This window comes from Ruegeria sp. N11 (assembly GCF_056531525.1).
The window spans coordinates 107,301-125,988 of sequence record NZ_JBQFLX010000006.1; the positions used below are offsets into that span (position 1 = coordinate 107,301).

Sequence of the window (18,688 nt, forward strand, 5' to 3'; positions counted from 1 at the left end):
GTCGGGCGCGTTCAGCGCCCGACACCTACATAGGTATCAAAACCGGATTTCAACGCAGTGCTGCCGGAATAGACGTTGCGCAAATCGACCATCCTTGCGGTTTTCATGGTCCCAGCCAGTTCCGTCAGGTTCAGTGCGCGAAACTCGTTCCATTCCGTCAGTATTACCACCGCATCCGCATCCTTTGCCGCGGTATACGGATCGTCGGACCACTCGACGCCGGGCAACAGTGCTTCACCCTCGGACCGGCCCTGCGGATCGACAACGCGGACCTTTGCGCCACCGCCGATCAGGGCAGGGACGATGGTCAGTGACGGAGCATCCCGCATGTCGTCGGTATTGGGTTTGAACGTCACGCCCAGAACCGCAATGGTCTTGCCGTTGAAACTGTCGTCACAGGCGTCCCGGATCTTGCCAATCATGCGTTTCTTGACCTCGTCGTTCACGCGAATGACGGTTTCGGTGATCTGCATCGGGTGCGCATGCTCCTGCCCGATCCGGGCCAGCGCAGCGGTGTCCTTGGGAAAACACGAACCGCCATAGCCGGGGCCTGCGTGCAGGAACTTGTTGCCGATCCGGCCATCGAGGCCAATGCCGCGCGCCACTTCCTTGACGTCGCCCCCCGCCTTTTCACACAGGCCCGCGATTTCGTTCATGAAGGTGATTTTGGTCGCAAGAAAGGCGTTCGCCGCGTATTTGATCATCTCGGCGCTTTCCAGATCGGTAGTCAGGATCGGGAAATCGCGCAAATAGAGCGGGCGGTAGATTTCGGCCATCACGTCTGCCGCGCGGTCGCTTTCGACGCCGACAACCACACGGTCGGGGCGCATGAAGTCGTCAATTGCGGCACCCTCGCGCAAAAACTCGGGGTTCGAGGCGACGTCGAAATCGGCTTGGGGATTTGCGGCAGAAACGACCTGATGCACCCGGCGATTGGTTCCGACCGGAACGGTCGATTTGGTGACAACAACGGTGTAGCCGGTTATGGCTCGTGCGATCTCTTCTGCGGCGGCCATCACATAAGTCAGGTCCGCGTGTCCGTCGCCCCGACGGGTGGGTGTCCCAACAGCTATGAAAACGGCATCCGCGCCATCGACAGCTGAAGTCAAATCAGTGGTAAAGCTCAGCCGGCCGGCCGCCACGTTCTTGGCCATAAGCACATCAAGGCCCGGCTCATAGATCGGAACCTTTCCGGCCTGCAGCATCTCGATTTTTTCCCGGGCCTTGTCGACGCAAATCACGTCATGGCCAAAATCCGAGAAACAGACACCGGATACCAAACCGACATAGCCAGTTCCGATCATTGCAATACGCATTCGTTAAAATCCTTCTTACCAATTACCAAGTCTGGCGACCGCACATTCGAAGAATCTTCCGCCGGATTCAATGCCTGACTGTGACCTTGGCTTGCATTCCATGGTTTCTTGCTGTTTTTGAGACGCTAAACTGACACATTGATATTTGTGAGGCGCAGATATGACCAAAAAGGCATTGATTACCGGTATCACGGGCCAGGATGGGTCGTATCTGGCCGAGTTTCTGCTGGAAAAAGGCTACGAAGTTCACGGAATCAAACGACGGGCATCGTCCTTCAACACGCAGCGCATCGATCACATTTATCAGGATCCGCATGTACCGAACCCGAAGCTGCATTTGCATTACGGGGACCTGAGCGACACCTCGAATCTGACCCGGATCATGCAGGAGGTGCAGCCTGACGAGGTCTACAACCTTGGTGCACAGTCTCATGTTGCCGTCAGTTTTGAAGCTCCGGAATACACCGCCGATGTGGATGCAATTGGCACCCTGCGCCTGCTTGAAGCGATCCGGTTTCTCGGGCTCGAGGACAAGACGCGGTTCTATCAGGCCTCGACGTCGGAATTGTATGGTCTGGTTCAGGAAACACCGCAGCGGGAAACGACGCCGTTCCACCCCAGATCGCCCTATGCGGTGGCCAAGCTGTATTCCTACTGGATCACTGTGAACTACCGCGAGGCTTATGGTCTTTATGCCTGCAACGGAATTCTGTTCAATCATGAAAGCCCACGCCGAGGCGAAACCTTCGTGACGCGCAAGATCACCCGCGGTCTGGCCAACATCGCGCAGGGGCTTGAAGATTGCCTTTATATGGGCAACATCGACAGTTTGCGCGACTGGGGACATGCCAAGGATTATGTCCGTATGCAGTGGATGATGTTGCAACAGGACAATCCCGAGGATTTCGTGATTGCAACCGGCAAGCAGTATTCTGTGCGTCAATTCGTTGAATGGTCAGCGGCTGAACTCGGCATTTCGCTGAAGTTTTCGGGCGAAGGGGTGGATGAGGTTGCTACGGTCACCGCCATTGAAGGCAACGATGCGCCGGCTTTGAAACCCGGTGATGTCATCCTGCGGATCAACCCCCGTTATTTCCGCCCGGCCGAGGTGGAGACGCTGTTGGGTGATCCGTCAAAGGCGAAACAGAAGCTCGGGTGGGAGCCGGAGTTGACCGTGCAGGAAATGTGCGCCGAGATGGTTCTGGAAGACCTGAAAACAGCCAAACGCCATGCGCTGTTGAAAGAGCACGGGTTCGAGCTGCCGGTCAGCCTGGAAAACGGCTGAGGGGGGACGCCATGCGCAAGATCTACGTAGCAGGGCATCGCGGCATGGTCGGCGGTGCCATCCTGCGCCGATTGCAGGATCGTCAGGCTGGGGGTGAAGCGATTGAGCTTGTGACCCGAACGTCAGCCGAGCTCAATCTGACGGACCAGACAGCTGTGCGGGAATTCATGCAGGATGAACGACCTGATGTGGTCATTTTGGCGGCGGCCAAGGTTGGCGGCATTCACGCCAACAATACGTACCCCGCTGATTTCATTTATGAAAACCTGATGATTGAATGCAATGTGATTCATCAGGCCTTTTCGGCCGGGGTCACAAGCCTGCTGCAACTGGGCAGTTCCTGCATCTATCCACGCGCAGTTCCGCAGCCGATGCGGGAAGATGCATTGCTGACGGGCGTGTTAGAGCCGACAAACGAACCGTATGCGATTGCCAAGATCGCGGGGATCAAGCTGTGCGAAAGCTACAACCGTCAGCACGGTGTCGACTACCGCTCGGTCATGCCCACGAACCTCTATGGTCCGGGGGACAATTTCCACCCCGAAAACAGCCATGTTCTGCCTGCCCTGATCCGGCGGTTTCACGAGGCACAGCGCGACGGGCTGGACGAGGTTGTGATATGGGGAACCGGAAAACCGAGGCGCGAGTTCCTGCATGTGGATGACATGGCCGAGGCATCGCTGTTCGTCCTCGACCTGCCGCGCGAAAAATATGAGACAAACACGCAACCGATGCTGAGCCACATCAATGTTGGCACCGGCTCGGACATCTCGATTGCGGATCTGGCGGCGCTGGTGGCTGAAGTCACGGGGTTTGAGGGGCGGATCACACAGGATGTGTCCAAACCTGATGGCACAATGCGCAAGCTGATGGACGTCACGCGATTGGCAGATATGGGCTGGCGCTCGCGCGTGTCGCTTGAGGATGGTTTGCGCGAAACTTATGCGTGGTTTCTTGAACAGAACGACGTAGATCTGCGTTCGAAGTGATTGCCCGGACTAAAGCCCGGGCAGCCTGATGTTCAGAACCAGCGACCGATTGCAATGGCCGTTGGCGCGTGCGTGTCTGCATCCGAGGATGCCGACAACACCTTGTACGTTACCTGTGTTTCTGAAGGCCCATCAAAACCTGCAAATCGGGATGTCGCACCCCCTGAGCCACTGATGACTGGAACCGAACCCGCGGCGAAGCTTACAGGGAAGGTCCAGGTGTCTGTATTGCTTGCAAACATCGTCCCTTCGGCGGTGGTACACGCAACGGCATTCAATGCGGCGGTGCAGATCTGCGTCCCATCGGCAAAACGAACATAGTCACCGTTTGCTGTACTGCCCCGTTCGATGACCGCACCAGTTGGAATGCCGCCGGACTCGGATACAGACCCCAGCAAATTGCCCGGACCATATCCGTAGTCCGCCCGCATCAGGCGGCCTGTCGTTGTGTCGTCGGCACTGGCCTGTATGGCGGCGCCGTCCGCGATACCGGTGGTCGGATCAAGGCGCAGCGCTTCGGTCCAACTGCCCCCATCAGGAGAGACCTTGATGGAAAACCCTGTGTTTCCAGCCAACCCCATTTCCGCATGGCCGGTCCAGTTGGACTGGAACAAAAGCGATGCGGTATCACCGGAACCGGCCTTGTTGATCTTGACCTGATGTCCGCCGCCATCATGGCTGAACAGCGTGGCGGGGCCGCGCACTGATAGGCGGTTTGTGCCGTCATAGCTGGTGGCGATGCCGACACCGTTCAGATTCTGTGTCGCCACCGGCGGATCAGTCCAGGCAGATCCGTCCCAAATCCTGATCTGGCCAGCGGTCTGATCCCAGGCGCGCCATCCGATGCCGGGGGAAAGGAAGTGCCAGGCGTTGTCCAGCCAAGCTGCAAGGTTACCTGCCTGACCCGCCCATTCATCGGTTGGCGCAGATCCCAGCGCATGAACCTCGCCCTGTTCCGGAACCGGCGGAGGCGTGGTCGCGTTGGTGGCCACCACGCTGAGCTGCACCACGAGATCCAGCCGGCGCAGGGCCTCGTTATGGGTGACGTGTTTCTGGGCCTGCGAAGGTTGTAGAAATGGCAGGTCCAATCGGGGTGAGGTCTGTGACACGGGCGTCCTCCTGCGGTTGTCGGTCCGACAATTGCATTGCGCGCCACCCTGCCGTGACACACATGAATCCTGTCCGACTGGGCCGAACGCCCGCGAAACGATTTGCTAATTAACTAATGGTTGCCTGACACAGGGCCAGGAACCGCGTGCGAGAACATCGTTCGCCTAGTCGCGCGCGTAGATATCCTCGTAACGGATGATGTCATCCTCACCCAGATATGTTCCGGTCTGCACCTCGATCAGAACCATCGGCACCTTTCCGGGGTTTTCCATCCGGTGCGTGGCACCCAGCGGGATGTAGACCGACTGGTTCTCGGACACGAGGCGCACGTCGTCGTCAATCGTGACTTTGGCCGTGCCTTCCACAACGATCCAGTGCTCCGAGCGATGGTGGTGTGACTGAAGGCTCAGCGCGGCACCGGGATGGACATGGATACGCTTCACCTGAAACCGGTCCCCGATCACAAGGCTTTCGAACCAGCCCCACGGGCGATGATCCACCGGCAGAGATTCCGCCTGCTTCGCGCCTTTCGCTTTCAGTGCAGCGACGGCCAGTTTTACGTCCTGCGCCTTGTCCATGCTGGCCACAAGAACCGCATCGGGCATGGCAACCGTAATCACGTTTTCCAGCCCCATGGCCACAACTTCCTGCGTCGGGGATTCCGACCGGATCAGGACATTGCGGCAATCGATTGCAGTCACTTCTCCGGTCGTGGCGACGCCATCGGCGTCAGGATTGCTCAACTCCTGCACAGCGGACCAGCTTCCGACGTCAGACCAGCCAGCGGCATAGGGCACGACGCTCAGGTTAGTTGCTCTTTCCATGACCGCGTAGTCGATCGAGATATCGTTGACCTCACTCCAAGCGGTCGCATCGAGACGCAGAAATCCAAGGTCGGTCTGCGCATCGGTAACCGCTTTTTGCACCGGCGGGATCAGGTCCGGGGCGTGTTGTTCGAAACTTGCAATGATGTCTTTCACCGCAAACAGGAAAATACCCGAGTTCCAGAGATAGCTGCCATCGGCGACCATTGCCTGGGCGTTTTCGAGATCGGGCTTTTCAACAAACCGGTCCAGCGGAACTGCGGTGTCTGCGTTCGGGGCGTGGCTGAGTTTCAGATACCCATACCCCGTTTCCGGTCGGTTCGGAGTGATGCCGAAGGTCACAAGATCACCGCGTTCGCGGATGGCTTCGACACCTTTGGCAACAGCCGCGTGGAACGCGGCTTTGTCCGGGATCACGTGATCGGAAGGGGCGACAAGCATGATGGCGTCCGGGTTTTCAGCAGCCAAGTATAGCGCAGCCGCCAATACGGCTGGGGCAGTATTGCGGCCCTCGGGTTCGATCAGGACCGGGCCGGGATCGATGCCAATGCCGTTTAGCTGCTCGGGTACAACGAACCGAAACGCTTCATTGGTCAGGATCAGCGGTTTGGCATAAGGCGCGTCAGATGGTCCGCACATCCGCGCGGCACAATCCTGCAACAGGCTGGTTTCGCCAAGCAGCGGCACAAATTGCTTGGGATAGCTTTTGCGGGATAAGGGCCACAGCCGGGTCCCGGAGCCACCGCAGAGAATGACGGGATGGACAGTTGTCATGACGTTTGCCTTTGGATTTCATTTGCCCTGAAAGAGGGGTTCGGGTTGCGCAAAGGTCTATTGCGCCGCCTTTCCCGCAACAACGACATCATGGAGATACTGGCTCAGATCGTCGCGCAAATCGTTGCGTGCCAACGCAAAGGCCACGGTGGCTTGCAGGAACCCGGATTTGGAACCGCAATCGAACCTCTGACCGTTGAACTTGTATCCGAAAACAGGGACACCGTTCACAATGTCTTCGGCAATCGCGTCAGTCAGCTGGATTTCACCGCCGCTGCCCTTCTTTTTCTGATTGAGGTTATACAGGACCGACGGCCCCAGAATATAACGCCCGATCACCGCCAGGTTGGACGGGGCCTCATTGGGGTTTGGCTTTTCGACCATGCCCTTGGTCCGGACAACCGTACCGATATTCTCGCCAACATCGAGAACACCGTAGGAACTGGTTTTGTCCTTGGGAATTTCCATTGCGGCGACCATGTTGCCACCGGTTTCTTCATAGGCCTCGACCATTTGCTGCAGGCAGGGTTTGTCCGCCGCGATCACATCGTCGGGCAACATGACGGCAAAGGGCTCGTCCCCGATCAGACGCCGCGCGCACCAGACCGCGTGACCCAGGCCCAGTGCCTTGTGCTGGCGGATATAGGCGATGGCGCCGCTTTCCATGTTGGTCGCGCTCAGGATTTCAAGCAGGTCGTCCTTGCCCTTGGCCTTGAGTTCCTGTTCGAGCACTAGATTGTGATCGAAATAATCCTCAAGCGCGGATTTCCCGCGCGAGGTGACAAAGATGAATTCGGTAATTCCCGCGGCACGTGCTTCGTCGATGGCGTATTGAACCAGCGGCCGGTCAACCAATGTCATGATCTCTTTCGGAACTGATTTTGTTGCGGGCAAAAATCGCGTACCCAGCCCTGCAACCGGGAAAATCGCCTTTGTGACCTTACGTGCCATGTTACCTCTCAAATTCAATACGAGCCCGACAGAGTGTGGTGAGGCCGGTCTCTCCTCTTAGGCTGCAATGCCTGAACAATCAACGTCGCCCGGATTCCCAGGCTAGAAGTGATCGGAAAGGTGCCATCTCGATGCGGAGGAGTCAAAACATCCGGTCCAAACCCAGTTCAGAAAAACGTACCTCCGGCGCCTGCAATCAGGCGCCGGAAGCAGTATCAGGACGCCTTCATGATAATCTCCAGCGGATCATGTTCGGCCACGTAGTGATCGGGTGCGATCTCGCTGAGTTGCGGAACATAGTCCGGTTGACCGGCCGACAGGCGACTCGGCAGAAACCGCAGGGCCGCCTTCGGATCCATGGGCGACGGCAATTCTCCCGGTAATTTCAGACGTTGGCGTGTTCGCTCCACATCGGGGTCGGGTATCGGTACCGCCGAAATCAGCGACTTTGTGTATGGGTGAACCGGATCGGAACAAATCACTTCGCCATCGCCCAGTTCGACGATACGGCCAAGATACAGGACCATGATCCGGTTCGACACCGCGCGCACTACGGACAGATCATGGCTGATGAAGATCATCGACAGGCCAAATTCCTGTTGCAATTCTCGCAACAATTCCACGATCTGAGCTTGAATGGACACATCCAGAGCCGAAACCGCTTCATCGCAGATGATCAGCTTTGGCTTGTTGATCATCGCCCGGGCGATTCCCACACGCTGGTTTTGTCCGCCAGACAATTCGTGCGGATAACGGTTGATCATGTTCGCCTTGAGGCCGACCCGCTCCATCATCTCGGCGACCAGTTCCTTGCGTTCCCGCTCGGTCAGGTCGGGGCGGTAGGTTTTCAGCGGCTCGGCAATCGAGGCCGAGATCGTCATGCGCGGATCCAGACTGGCCAGCGGATCCTGGAACACGATCTGCAGGTCCTTGCGATACTTGTTCAGCTCTGCCCGTCTCAGTCCGACGATCGGATGCCCCAGCCAGCTGACATTGCCCGCACTGGGCTCGATCAGTTGAAGTACGGCCCGTGCCAGCGTGGATTTTCCGCAACCCGACTCGCCAACAACGCCCAGCGTTTCACCCTTGCGGATATCGAAGCTGACACCGTCGACCGCCTTTAGTGGAACCTTGCGCCCGAACAAACCGCCCTTGACGTGGATCGGGAAGTGAACCTTGACGTTATCGACCTTGAGCAGCGGCTCTTCGACCTTGGCCAAAGCTTTGGGGGCATCACCGGCGTCGATGCGCGGCATCGCCTCAAGCAATGTGCGGGTATATTCATGCTGAGGCGCGCGGAAAATTTCCCGGGTGTCACCGGCCTCGACGAATTGACCAAGCCGCATGACCTGAATGCGGTCGCACATCCGCGCCACGACGCCCATGTCATGGGTGATGAGCGCGATCGCCGTACCCTCGTCCTTTTGCAGTCGAACCATCAGGTCCAGAATGTCGGCCTGTACCGTTACATCAAGGGCGGTCGTTGGTTCGTCCGCGATCAGCAGCTTGGGATTGCATAGCATCGACATGGCGATCATGACCCGCTGGCGCATCCCGCCGGACAACTCGTGCGGGTATTGATCCAACCGGCGCGCGGCTTCGGGGATGCGCACGCGGTCCAGCCAGTCCAGACACCGGGCACGAGCAGCCGAACCTTGCAAGCCTTCGTGAACCTGCAGCACTTCGCGCATTTGCTGGCCGACCCGCAAATGCGGCGTCAGGGCCGTAAGGGGATCCTGAAAGATCATTCCCACATCGGCACCACGGATCTGATTGAGCTTTTGTACCGGCAGGTTCAGGATTCCCTTGCCGTTCAGCATTGCCGACCCGCTCGCGTGGCCTGCAGATGGCAACAGCCCCATCGCGGCCATAAAGGTCTGGCTTTTGCCCGAACCACTTTCGCCAACAATGCCCAGGCACTCACCCGGATTTATGTCGAAGCTGATGCCGTTGACGGCTTCGACCACGCCATCTGGAGTGTCGAACCGGACGCTCAGGTCTTTTACGGAAAACAGGCTCATATCAGCGATCCTTCGGGTCCAGAGCGTCACGCAGACCGTCACCGATGAAGAACATGGTGATGATGATGGCGACATAGAATGTCAGGGGGTACATCAACTGCCACAGCGTGCCATAGCTCATCGTGCCGGCCCCTTCGGCAATCAGACGGCCCAATGAGGTGTAAGGTTCCGAAATCCCGAGACCCAGGAACGAGATGAAGCTTTCGGTCAGGATCATCTCGGGCACCAGTAGCGAGGCATAGACGATCACCACGCCCAGCAGGTTGGGCAGGATGTGGCGGTACATGATGGTAAACTCGCTGACCCCGGCGGCGCGGGCGGCCTCGATAAACTCGCGGTTTTTAAGAGTCAGAGTTTGTCCCCGCACGATCCGCGCCATGGTCAGCCAGCCGACCGCCCCAAGGGCGATGAACAGCATGAAGAATGACCGCCCTGCCACGACAAGCAGCAGGATGATGACCAGCGTAGCCGGGATCGCCAGCAGGATGTCGACAAAGCGCATCATGACACTGTCGGTGCGGCCGCCGATATAACCTGCAGCGATGCCGTAGCAGGTGCCCACGATCAGCGCCGTTGCCGCCCCGATCAGACCCACCAGCAGCGACGTCGTGGTTGCCTGAATGACACGGCTGTACAGATCGCGCCCCAGATCATCGACGCCGAAATAGTGTCCGGTCTCGATGGACGGCATTCCCATGCCGCGCACGTCACCCATGACGTTCCAGTCGATCTCTTCGTTGTTCCAGGCTGCGAAATAGGGTCCGATAATCGTGAACAGGACGATCATCCCCAGAATGAAGACACTGGCCATCGCGGCCTTGTTGCGGACAAAACGCATCCGCGCGTCCTGCCAGAGTGAGCGCCCCTGAATGACCGTGTAATCGGTGATTTCCTCGGCCAGATGGGCGGCTTTTTGAGATTTTCCAAGCATTGCCTGCCCCTCAGTAACGGATTTTCGGATCGAACCAGGCATAGGCCAGGTCGGTAAGCAGGTTCACGACAACGGTCAGCGCGCCGTACAGGATCGTAACCCCCAGCAGCACGGCATAGTCACGCGACAGGGCCGAGCCGACGTAGGCCTGACCCAGACCGCCGGTCGAAAAATAGATGTCGACAAAGACCGAGCCGGTCAGCACGTAAACGAAGACCGGTCCCAGATAGGACACGACCGGCAGCAGCGTGGGTTTCAGCGCATGGCGCCAGATCACGGTTCTGGTCGGCAGCCCCTTGGCGCGGGCGGTTCGGATGAAGTTCGAGTTCAGAACCTCCAGCATCGATGACCGGGTAATCCGCGCGATCGAGCCCATATAGGACGTCGCCAGCGCGATGACCGGCATGATCAGGTACTGCCACTGACCGCCATTCCAGCCGCCGCCCGGCAGCCAGCCCAGCCACAGGGTAAAGGTCAGGATAAGGATCGGGCCCATGATGAAGTTGGGCAGCGCTTGCGCCGCGATACCCAGACCAACCGCGAAATAATCGATCCAGCTATTGTGCTTGATCGCGGCGGCAATCCCAAGGCTCACACCGACTGCGGTCGCCACAAGAAACGACAGCGAACCATAGGTCAGCGAGATCGGGAAACCCTGCGCGATGATGTCGTTGACGTCCCGGTCCTTGAACTTGAAGGACGGGCCGAAGTCAAAATGAACGACGATGTTGTAAAGGTAGTCCCACAGCTGCTTCCACAGCGGCTGGTCCAACCCGTACCGCGCCTCGATATTGGCCAGAACCTGCGGCGGCAGCGGCCGTTCCGAGGTGAAGGGCCCGCCGGGCGCGAAGTGCATCAGAAAGAAACAGGCGACGATCAGCAACAGGATCGTCGGAATGGCGACGAGCAATCGCCGCAAACTATAGGCAAGCATTTCATGCCCCCATTTTTATTGGCCCTGCCCCGGATGTGACCGGGACAGGGCGCGGTTCAAAAACGATTATTCAGCGAGCTTGTAGAGGTTTCTCGAGTACCAGTTCTGCTCGACATTTTTCACCGGCCAGTTACCGACGTCACTGTCCATCATGTAGACACCGGCGTAGTGGTAGATCGGGATCACAGGGGTTTCATGCGCGATAATGCGCTCGACTTCCGTGTAAAGCGGTGCCGGATCGTTCGAGGTTTTGGCCTCGGCCAGCAACTCGTCGACGCGCGCGTTATTGTACTTGCCGTCGTTATAACCGGAATCGGATTGCAGCAGGTCAAGGAAAGTGGACGCTTCGTTATAGTCGCCACACCATGCGCCACGAGCCAGATCAAAGTTCTGGTTGCCGCGCTCTTCCAGGAAGACTTTCCACTCCATGTTGGCGAGTTCGACCTGAACACCCAGTTTCTGTTTCCACATCTGGCTCAGTGCCACGGCAACCTTCTTGTGGTCTTCCGAGGTGTTGTAGACCATCTCGAAGCTCAGCGGATTGTCGGGGCCAAAACCTGCTTCGGCCAGCAGTTCCTTGGCCAGCTCGTCCCGTTCTGGCTGGGTCATCGAAGCCATTTCTACAGCCGGAACTGTGAAGCCGGCAGTTGCCTCGGGCGCAAAGGTGTATGCCTGCGGCTGTCCGCCCGCCATGACCTTTTCAGTGATGATTGCGCGGTCGACTGCAAGAGACAAGGCTTGACGGACGTTGGGGTCCTTGAATGCCTCAGGGCCACCCTCGGACAGGTTGAACGTGTAATAGTAGTTGCAAAGACGCGGGAAGCTGATGGCTTCTTCAGGGTGTTCCTCTTTCAGGCGCGGGTACTGACCGGCGGGAATTTCGGTGCGGTCAAGTTCACCAGCCAGATACCGGGTCAGGGCGACGTTTTCGTCGTTGATCACCAGTGACACAACCTTGTCGATGATGGTGTTGTCGTTGTCCCAGTACATTTCATTGCGTTCGCGTACCGAACGTTCCTGCGGCAAATGCTCGGTCAGGACATAGGCACCGTTCGATACGATGTTTCCGGGCTTGGTCCATGCATCGCCGAACTCTTCGATCACTTTCTGCGGGGCAGGGAAGGTGGTCGAATGTGTGGTCATCTGCGGGAAATATGGCAGCGGGGCGCTCAGGCGGACTTCCAGAGTCTTGTCGTCGATTGCCTTGACGCCCAGTTCATCCACGGGCTTTTCACCGGCAATAATTGCGGCGGCGTTCTCGATCGACATCAGTTCCATGAACCAGGCGTAGGGCGAGGACAGTTCGGGATCGACCGCGCGCTTCCAGGCATAAACGAAATCACCCGCCGTGACCGGATCGCCGTTCGACCACTTTGCATTGTCACGCAATGTGAAGGTGTAGACGTCCTTGGTGTCATTGACGGAATATTCCGTAGCCACACCAGGCACCAGGTTGCCGTCTTCGTCCTGGTTCATCAAACCCTCGAACAGGTCGCGAACGATTTCCGCGCCCGAGACATCTTCGACAACCTGCGGATCGACCGAGCTGTGTTCGTCCAGAATGCGATAGGTAAAGGTCTGGTCGTCGGCCAGTGCCTCACCGGTTACAGGATGGGTTCCGGCGGCAAAGGCCACGCCTGCGATAATGGTCGAGGACAACAGCCCCGCCAGCGACATCCGAATAGTCTTTTTCATGTTATGTACTCCCGTTTTTTGAAGCAAAGGCGCAAAACCCTTTTAGGGGTGGCGTGCGCCTGCCTTGGTTGTCCGACTCCGAACAAAACCGGGAGGGGTCCATATGTCTTGTTACTGATCGCAATGAACACCGCGTCGCAGTCTTTCGGTATGCAGTCGGGAACTGTTTGCGAAAGTCGCCTTTCACTGCGGCAGAAGGTGACATTGTTTTCGAAAAGGTTAAAGCCTTGGCCGTTCGTTTGAACAACCAAAGGTGGATTACTTCCTAAACCGTGGGTGCGTCGGAAATTTTAGGAAGGAACCCCGGGGGGTCCGTGACATTTTCGTGAACCTGCATCCAGAATGTGTCTTTGGAAAACCGCCAAGACTTGCGCTTCCAAGGCCGGGAGACAGCGAATCGCTATACCCTTGGTGCCGATCGAATGACGCTCAGCCCCTCAGGTCCGCTTTCATGTGCGCTTGCGGAAAGCAGGTGGGGGACTGACCTGTCGAAGACTGCCAGCGCCCGATTGACCGGCGCGTTTTGAATCCCGGCAGCCCGTCCGCTCCCCCGACATCGTGCCCCTGTTTCTCCAGCGCCCTTTGCATCGTGGCAACGTCTGATCGAAAAAGCCCGCCGACCTTGCCCCAGCGCCCGGTGAAATCGCCGACCCCATATTGAATACGGTCGCCGACGTGGCCCACGAACAGGGCGTAGAGGTCGCTTTTGTTGTACTCTTTGAGCACATAGAAATTGGGTGTCACGACAAAGGCTGGCCCGAACCGTCCCGCCGGCATCATCAGATACCCAACGCCGTCCCTTTCGTGGGCCGGAAATGGTTTGCCGGAGACACGCGTGATCCCCATTGCCTCCCATTCATGAATGGGGCGACCCTGATCGGGACCTTCAAGCGCACAGGAAACCGACCCGGGAACATCAACCTCGAACCCCCAGTCCCGACCGGAGATCCAGCCATGACGGTGCAGATAGTTCCCGATTGACGCTATGGTGTCTTCCGCCGAGCCCCAGATGTCGGCGCGCCCATCGCCGTTTCCATCTGCTGCATAGGTCAGGAAGTTCGATGGCATGAATTGTGGCTGCCCAAGCGCCCCGGCCCAACTGCTTTTCATGGTGCGCGCAGGCATGTGGCCGGCCTGCGCGATCTGCAGGGCGGCGACCAGTTCGGCTGTGAAGTACTCGGCGCGTGTGCTCATGAACCCCTTGGTGCCAAGAACCTCGAACGCGTCGTACCGGATCGGCACCTGACCATACCCGCTTTCACGACCCCATATCGCCAGAATGATCCGGCCAGGCACACCCGTCTGTCTTTCGACCTGGTCTAGTGTGGTGGAATGGCGGGCCGCCATTCTTCGCCCTTCCGATGTGGCGCCGTTTACGGAACCCGCGTTGAAGTAACGTCCCGGGGACCCGAACTCGGCCTGTTTTTGCTGCCTGGGGGTTTTTGCCTTTGTACCGGGAGGGACGAGGTCGGGCAGATCCCAATTCAGGGTCACGCCCTCAAACGCCTGTTCCATCGTGCGACGCAAAACGCCTTTGGCGCGGGCCTGAGGCCATACCGTGGTGTTCAGCCAGGTTTGAAACTGTTTTTCAACCGTGGCGCGATCCTGCGCCAGTGTTGCGGCTGGCAGGCACAGAAGGGAAAGAACAAAAACAACCAGTTTCATCACCACTCCGGTTTCGACTCTGGCGCAGTCCAAGTCAACAGCCATGACCTCCGTTTGTCGGCTTTGGTTGAGCCGCCAGCGCGCCGATCAATCTCCGGTACGGTAAAAAACCTTGAGAAAATCTGTGACAGTGTCGATAGTTGGGCGGAAAACAACGGCATGAGGGGACGGGCAGGCGTGACCAGTTTCAGGATCTCTCCTGCGCCAGTTTCAATACTGGCGGCATTGGTGGTTTTGTTTGCCTCGCCCCAATTGGCTGGCGCAAGCGACAGTTTCATGAACCCGCAAGGGCCAATTGCGGCTGTTCAGAAAACCCATCTGCTGCGCGCAACAATATTGATCATGGTCGCTGTCATTCCTGTCCTGGTGTTGGTTCCCTTGATTGCCCTGCGTTACCGCCGCCACAAGGGCAGCACTGCCCAGTATCGACCAAACTGGGATTTTTCGTTCAGGCTTGAATTCCTGATGTGGGGGGTGCCTGTTGTCATAGTGGCGATACTGTCCTTCTACCTGTGGAAGGCGACCCATCGTCTTGACCCTTATGCCGCGCCTTTCGGTGATGCGCCCGCGTTGGAGGTGCAGGTTGTCGGGCTCGACTGGAAATGGCTGTTCATCTACCCCGACCTGGGCATCGCAAGTGTCGGAGAGCTGGGCATCCCGGTCAAGCAGCAGGTGGCGATGACGCTGACAACCGACACTGTGATGCAGTCCTTCATGATCCCGGCCTTGGCGGGTCAGATCTATGCGATGCCGGGGATGACAACCAAACTGCACCTTGTTGCTGACCATCCTGAACGGATGCAGGGGGAAAACACGCAGTACAATGGTCGGGGTTTTACAAAACAGAAGTTTCAGACGCTGGCGATGCAGCCTGACGATTTCAATGCATGGGTGGAAAGTGTGCGTTCCAATGGTATCCCGCTTGACCCTGAAACCTATCGGACTTTGGCCAAGCGAACTGACCGGGATGAGGTTCAGGCGGCGCTTGGCACGGCGCAAATGCCGGAAAACGCGCTCTATTTTACTCTGGATGACAAAGATCTGTTCATGTCCATTCTTCACCGATACCACAGCGGCAAACCGTTGCCTCGGGATCAACAGCCGGGAACCGCGCAGTTCGGGCAGGAGGTCAGTCAATGACGACGGTCGGATCAGGGTTCTTTGGCCGCCTCGACTGGGATGCCTTTCCGATCAGCGGACTGATCCGGGATCCCAACGCCAATGAAATCGTTGCCAATGTGGCGGCGGGCATCGTGATCGTCGGTGCCATTGCGGTTTTGGGCCTGCTGACATGGTTCCGCCTTTGGGGACCATTGTGGCGCGACTGGCTGACCAGCGCGGATCACAAGAAGATCGGCATCATGTATATCGTCTTCGCCATCGTCATGTTGGCACGCGGCGTATTGGAGGGCGTTGTCATGCGCGCCCAGCAGGCGGCGGGACCGGGCGACGGATTTCTTGAAGCCGAGCATTTTGCGGAACTGTTCAGCACCCATGGTACAATCATGGTGTTTTTTGTCGCCGTTCCGTTTGTCTTTGGGGTCGCAAATTATCTAGTCCCGTTGATGATTGGCGCGCGGGATGTGGCGTTTCCGGTGATGAACCAGATCGGGTTGGGACTGACCGTTTCGGCTGGCATGATGCTGATGGTGTCGTTGGTTGTGGGTGAGTTCTCGACGGGCGGCTGGACGGCCTATCCGCCCTACACGGGTGCAACCTTCAATCCGGGCGTTGGACCGGATTACTGGATCTGGGCCATTGTCGTCTCGGGCGTCGGCACAACGCTGACGGGCATCAACTTTGCCGTCACGATTTACAAACTGCGCGCGCCCGGAATGACGTTCATGCGGCTTCCGATGTACTGCTGGACGATCATCTGCAGTTCGATCCTGATCATCTTCGCCATGCCGCCGCTTGGGGTCGCCGCGCTGTTGCTGGCGGCCGATCGCTATCTCGACTTCCACTTTTTCACCAACGACCTTGGCGGCAACATGATGAACTATGCCAACCTGTTCTGGCTATTCGGCCACCCCGAGGTCTACCTTTTGGTTCTGCCCGCCTATGGTATCTATTCCGAGATCTTCGCGACCTTTTCGGCCAAACGGTTGTATGGATACAACTCACTGGTTATCGCCACGATGTCGATTGCGGTGCTGTCCTTTACCGTCTGGTTGCACCACTTCTTCACCATGGGCCAAAGCGCCCTGATCAACGCGGTTTTCGGCATCGCGACCATGCTGATTGCCATCCCGACCGGCGTAAAGGTCTATGACTGGATGGCGACTCTGTACCGTGGCCGTATCCGGTTCTCGGTTCCGATGCTGTATGGCCTGTCGTTTCTGATGCTGTTTGTCATCGGCGGGCTTAGCGGCGTGATACTGGCTAATCCCACCGTGGATTATCAGGTACACAATACCCTGTTTCTGGTGGCTCATTTCCACAACGTGCTGTTGCCGGGTGTCCTGTTTGGCCTGTTGGCCGGATACAATTACTGGTTCCCCAAGGCGTTTGGCTTTCGGCTAAGCGAGTTTTGGGGCAGGGTGTCTGTGGCCCTGTGGACCGTCGGCTTTATGCTGACCTTCCTGCCGCTTTACTTTGTTGGCCTGATGGGTATGCCGCGCCGGTCCTTCAGTTGGGAGGATCCGAGCTTCCACCCCTATATGATCGCCGCAGTTGTCGGCTCGCTCGTCATTCTGATGGCGCTGTTGTCGGTGCTGGTGCAACTTTGGGTCAGTATCAGGGATCGCGCAAAGACACGTGTACCGGTTGGCGACCCGTGGGACGCGCGAACGCTGGAATGGGCGACACCGGCACCGCCGCCGGCTTACAATTTTGCGATCATTCCGCAGGTGTCCGACCGGGATGACTTTGCCGCGGCCAAGGAAAACAGAACGGTCTACCCATCCCCGGATGCCTATGAAGACATCGAGATGCCCCGCAATACGGCCATCGGCTTTGCGCTTTGCGTGCTCAGCGGTGTTTGGATGTTCGCTTTGGTCTGGTGGATCTGGTGGCTGGCCATCCTGATGACCGTTCTGATGATCCTGGCGGTCATCATCTGGACCTTCAACACCGACACCGAGGAGGTGATCCCGGCCGAAGAGGTCCGCAAACAGCACGAAGCCTGGCTGGATCTGGTGCGCAAATCCCAACCCGTGAACCGCGATCTGGAAACCGCCTCGGAAAACCGCGGTCTTGCCGGCCCCGATCTGGAGGCCGCGACATGAGACGCGCACCCTCACACAGCTATCCGGGTCTGAATCTGGGCGAAAACCACGCCAGCGCCGATAAATCGAGCGAGGTCGTAACATTCGGATTCTGGGTCTTCCTGATGAGCGATCTGGTCTATTTCGGCCTGATGTTTGCGATCTACATCACGATGATCGACGCGCAGGCGGGTGGCCCCGGACCACATGAACTGTTCGACCTTTACAGCATCTTCGCCCAGACCATGATCCTGCTGACAAGCAGCCTGACGGTTGGTCTGGCCATGCTGGCGTTGAAATACAACCGGCCGCGCGTGCGTGTCATTTTCTGGTTCTGCCTGACATTGCTGCTGGGCATCAGCTTTCTGGTGCTCGAGGTTCGCGACTTCATGGCCATGGCGGAAAAGGGCGGGGTGCCACAGCGCAGCGGGTTTCTGTCTGCCTTCTTCGGGCTGGTCCCGCTGCACGGGTTGCATGTGGCCGCTGGCTGTGTCTGGCTCGTCGTGCTGGGCATTCAGCTGCGGGTGATGGGGATGACCGACAAGGTGATCTCGCGCGTCATAAGGCTGGCGCTGTTCTGGCATTTCCTTGACCTGATCTGGATCGGCATCATCACCATCGTCTACTTCGGAGGGCTGACTTATGGATAAGCAGACCGAGATGTTCCGCCGCGAACGGCGCCGATATCTGATAGGGTATGGCGGGTCGCTGGTGCTGACCCTGGCCGTATTCATGATCGCCTATCGGTACGGTATCGAAACCCCCGGGGTCTATCTGACCATTGGCCTTCTGGGTCTGGCGCAGCTGATCGTTCAACTGGTCTATTTCCTGCATATTGATCGTCGCCGCAGCAGTCGCGAGGATCTGGATCTGGTCCTGTTTTCGACATTGGTCCTGCTCATCATCATCCTTGGAACTGTCTGGATTCTGGGCAATCTGTCTGTGCGGATGCACACGATCCCGATGTGACGGACCCTCAACTTCGGC

General features: G+C 57.9%; 15 protein-coding genes. 6 read left to right on the forward strand and 9 right to left on the reverse strand.

What is annotated here, in order from left to right; all coding sequences use genetic code 11:
* Positions 1-11 precede the first annotated feature (11 nt).
* On the reverse strand, positions 12-1,316 hold the full coding sequence (locus ACR0J8_RS08265) for a UDP-glucose dehydrogenase family protein (protein ID WP_480889626.1): 1,305 nt from the start codon (positions 1,314-1,316) through the stop codon (positions 12-14).
* A 160-nt stretch (positions 1,317-1,476) separates the two neighbouring features.
* Between ACR0J8_RS08265 and gmd the strand changes: the two genes are divergently transcribed.
* Positions 1,477-2,601 carry a GDP-mannose 4,6-dehydratase gene (gene gmd, locus ACR0J8_RS08270; RefSeq protein WP_480523321.1) on the forward strand — a complete coding sequence of 375 codons (1,125 nt, stop codon included), beginning with the start codon at positions 1,477-1,479 and terminating at the stop codon, positions 2,599-2,601.
* Between the two features lie 11 nt (positions 2,602-2,612).
* Positions 2,613-3,590: a GDP-L-fucose synthase gene (fcl, locus tag ACR0J8_RS08275; RefSeq protein WP_480523323.1), complete on the forward strand. Its 978-nt coding sequence runs from the start codon at positions 2,613-2,615 to the stop codon at positions 3,588-3,590.
* Positions 3,591-3,622: 32 nt separating this feature from the next.
* On the opposite strand, the gene ACR0J8_RS08280 is transcribed toward fcl, so the two are convergent.
* The 8 genes from ACR0J8_RS08280 to ACR0J8_RS08315 all read right to left on the reverse strand — a co-directional run bounded on the left by ACR0J8_RS08280 (position 3,623) and on the right by ACR0J8_RS08315 (position 14,495).
* Entirely contained in the window at positions 3,623-4,699 is a 1,077-nt protein-coding gene (locus tag ACR0J8_RS08280) for a DUF2793 domain-containing protein (RefSeq protein ID WP_480523325.1), read from the reverse strand.
* Between the two features lie 165 nt (positions 4,700-4,864).
* Positions 4,865-6,298: a mannose-1-phosphate guanylyltransferase/mannose-6-phosphate isomerase gene (locus tag ACR0J8_RS08285; protein WP_480523326.1), complete on the reverse strand. Its 1,434-nt coding sequence runs from the start codon at positions 6,296-6,298 to the stop codon at positions 4,865-4,867.
* A gap of 57 nt (positions 6,299-6,355) precedes the next feature.
* Positions 6,356-7,249, reverse strand: coding sequence for a UTP--glucose-1-phosphate uridylyltransferase GalU (gene galU / locus ACR0J8_RS08290; protein WP_480523328.1), 894 nt, complete (start codon positions 7,247-7,249; stop codon positions 6,356-6,358).
* 215 nt (positions 7,250-7,464) lie between these two features.
* Positions 7,465-9,270: an ABC transporter ATP-binding protein gene (locus tag ACR0J8_RS08295; RefSeq protein WP_480889632.1), complete on the reverse strand. Its 1,806-nt coding sequence runs from the start codon at positions 9,268-9,270 to the stop codon at positions 7,465-7,467.
* A gap of 1 nt (position 9,271) precedes the next feature.
* On the reverse strand, positions 9,272-10,201 hold the full coding sequence (locus tag ACR0J8_RS08300) for an ABC transporter permease subunit (RefSeq protein ID WP_170611380.1): 930 nt from the start codon (positions 10,199-10,201) through the stop codon (positions 9,272-9,274).
* 10 nt (positions 10,202-10,211) lie between these two features.
* Positions 10,212-11,135 carry an oligopeptide ABC transporter permease OppB gene (gene oppB, locus ACR0J8_RS08305; protein ID WP_039543927.1) on the reverse strand — a complete coding sequence of 308 codons (924 nt, stop codon included), beginning with the start codon at positions 11,133-11,135 and terminating at the stop codon, positions 10,212-10,214.
* A gap of 66 nt (positions 11,136-11,201) precedes the next feature.
* Complete coding sequence (locus ACR0J8_RS08310) at positions 11,202-12,830, reverse strand: peptide ABC transporter substrate-binding protein (protein ID WP_480889637.1); 1,629 nt, start codon at positions 12,828-12,830, stop codon at positions 11,202-11,204.
* A 429-nt stretch (positions 12,831-13,259) separates the two neighbouring features.
* Complete coding sequence (locus ACR0J8_RS08315; RefSeq protein ID WP_480523514.1) at positions 13,260-14,495, reverse strand: lytic murein transglycosylase; 1,236 nt, start codon at positions 14,493-14,495, stop codon at positions 13,260-13,262.
* A gap of 177 nt (positions 14,496-14,672) precedes the next feature.
* Between ACR0J8_RS08315 and ACR0J8_RS08320 the strand changes: the two genes are divergently transcribed.
* From ACR0J8_RS08320 to ACR0J8_RS08335, 4 genes are read left to right on the forward strand one after another with little or no spacing between them, the layout of a single operon-like run.
* Positions 14,673-15,635 carry a cytochrome ubiquinol oxidase subunit II gene (locus ACR0J8_RS08320; protein WP_480889640.1) on the forward strand — a complete coding sequence of 321 codons (963 nt, stop codon included), beginning with the start codon at positions 14,673-14,675 and terminating at the stop codon, positions 15,633-15,635.
* The gene (locus ACR0J8_RS08325; protein WP_480889643.1) at positions 15,632-17,722 is read left to right on the forward strand and encodes a cbb3-type cytochrome c oxidase subunit I; all 2,091 of its coding nucleotides are present in this window, start codon (positions 15,632-15,634) and stop codon (positions 17,720-17,722) included. Before ACR0J8_RS08320 ends, ACR0J8_RS08325 begins: the two co-directional genes overlap by 4 nt.
* The gene (locus ACR0J8_RS08330) at positions 17,719-18,351 is read left to right on the forward strand and encodes a cytochrome c oxidase subunit 3 (protein WP_170611372.1); all 633 of its coding nucleotides are present in this window, start codon (positions 17,719-17,721) and stop codon (positions 18,349-18,351) included. Before ACR0J8_RS08325 ends, ACR0J8_RS08330 begins: the two co-directional genes overlap by 4 nt.
* Positions 18,344-18,670, forward strand: coding sequence for a cytochrome o ubiquinol oxidase subunit IV (locus ACR0J8_RS08335; RefSeq protein WP_480523335.1), 327 nt, complete (start codon positions 18,344-18,346; stop codon positions 18,668-18,670). The genes ACR0J8_RS08330 and ACR0J8_RS08335 overlap by 8 nt, the downstream gene beginning before the upstream one ends.
* Positions 18,671-18,688 lie beyond the last annotated feature (18 nt).